2 protein-coding genes and 1 pseudogene are annotated in these 1,883 nt (G+C 63.1%); 2 read left to right on the forward strand and 1 reads right to left on the reverse strand.

The features are described 5' to 3' along the window. Positions 1 to 169: pseudogene (locus ACXJL8_RS40015) on the forward strand (preQ(1) synthase); the annotation flags it as partial. 48 nt (positions 170 to 217) lie between these two features. Here the strand turns inward: ACXJL8_RS40015 and ACXJL8_RS40020 are convergent. Beyond that, positions 218 to 1,303 (reverse strand): cyclase family protein, encoded by a 1,086-nt coding sequence (locus ACXJL8_RS40020; RefSeq protein ID WP_456622469.1) that lies wholly within the window; start codon positions 1,301 to 1,303, stop codon positions 218 to 220. A 116-nt stretch (positions 1,304 to 1,419) separates the two neighbouring features. Here ACXJL8_RS40020 and ACXJL8_RS40025 point away from each other — a divergent pair. After that, positions 1,420 to 1,883 (forward strand): CobW family GTP-binding protein (locus ACXJL8_RS40025; RefSeq protein ID WP_456686920.1); only part of this gene is annotated, 464 nt, incomplete at its 3' end.

A 1,883-nucleotide genomic window follows, 5' to 3' on the forward strand; every position in this document is an offset into this window, starting at 1 on the left:
GATCGGCAAGCGCATCGCGTCCGAGATCAAGCCGAAATGGCTGCGCATCGGCGGCTACTGGTATCCGCGCGGCGGCATCCCGATCGACGTGTTCTGGCAGACCGGCCGCGTGCCGAAGGGCCTGTGGGTGCCGGACCAGGGCGTGGCGCCCTATCGCGGGCGCGGCTAGCGAACAGGCGTGGGCGGCAGCCTCCGCCCACGCGCCGATGCGGCCTCCTCAGGTGATCGCGATCGGACAACCGTTGCTTCCCGTCGCGCCCTTGATCGGGGCGGGCGTGAAGGAATAGACGAACTGATACTTCTTGTCGGCGATGAGCTCGTCGAATATCAGGTTCTCGTGGTTGTGGATGCCGTGCTTGGTCTGCAATTCGGCATGGACCACGAAGGCGAGCGACTTGTCGGGATTGGGGACCACCTCGACCGCCCAGGTGTCGGCGGCCGTGAGGGCGAGATCCTTTTCGATCACCCACCGGGCAGCGTCGAGGCCGATGCCCGGCTCTCCGCTGTTGAAGCGATCATTGTTCTTCATCCACAGCGAGCCCCAGCCGGTGTGGAACATGATCGCGTCGCCCGGCTTGATGTCGCTCTCGGGGATGTTCTGCTTCTGGAGCGCCGCCTTGATATCGGCCGCGGTGATCTCCTGGCCGGCATCCATCATCCCGCCCTTGAGCGCGACCATGTCGAGGAGATGAGCGCGGGTGAAGATGGGATTGAGCTTCTCGACGCCGAGCTTCTTGAGACCATACGCATCGCTGATCTCTGCGGCGGTGAAGCCGTTGTAGAACCGCATCTCGCTCTTGTCGCCGTCCTTGCCCAGCTGGATGCCGATGTGGCCGAGGCCATCGAACTGTGTACCGGTCTGGCCGATCTCCGTGGCGAGAAATTCGTCATGATACACCAGCTTGTTGTCGCCGAACGGGCCACCGGTCGGACTACCGGGAATGCGCAGCGAGAACGCGCGCGCGCCGAACAACGGCATGCCTTGCTCGTAGACGCGGCCGATCTTGTAGATCTTGCCGTCCTTGATCCATTTCGCCGCATCGAGGACCTTCGCCGGCGTCATGTGGTTGGATGCGCCGGCCTCGTCATCCTTGCCCCATTTTGAAGGCCACCATGGCTTGTCGACACCCTTGGGCGTGGCGGCGGTCTGCGCCTGGGCTTCGGTGATCGGCGCGAGCGAGAACTTGCCATGCATCGAGCCCGCGAGCGCCGCGCCGGCCGCGCCTGCGAGGCCTGCGGTGCGAAGCAAGGTCCGGCGATCGGTCCCACCCTTTTGCTCGTCGCCCCTGATCTCATCGTCCATCGTTTCCTCCCAGGTTGTGCCCTGTAAGCCGGGCTTAAAAACTTATTTTCGGCATGCTCCTCCTCCATTAGGCTGTTGTCTAGCGACAAAAATAAGACCAGAGGTTGAGGATGCCGATGAGCCTGTTCGAGAGCGACAAGTCCGCCGAGCGACTTCCGGTATCGCTGATCACCGGGTTTCTCGGCAGCGGCAAGACCACGCTGCTCAATCGCCTGCTGCGCGACGACGCCATGAAGGACAGTGCGGTCGTCATCAACGAATATGGCGAGATCAGCCTTGATCATTTGCTGGTCGAGCGCGTCGATGGCGAGGTTGCAGTGCTCGCGAGCGGTTGTATTTGCTGCACTATCCGCAGCGATCTCGAGGAGACGCTGCGCGGACTGCTGGTGCGTCGCGACCGCGGCGAGGTGCCGCCATTCCGCCGGATTCTGGTCGAGACGACGGGCCTCGCGGATCCTGCCCCGATCGTTCAGTTGCTGCTGAACAATCCGCTGGTCTCGCATTTCCTGCGGCTCGACACCGTCGTCACGACGGTCGATGCCGTCAATGCGTCCCATCAGCTCGACCGTCAGTACGAGGC

This window comes from Bradyrhizobium sp. P5_C11_2, assembly GCF_054049755.1.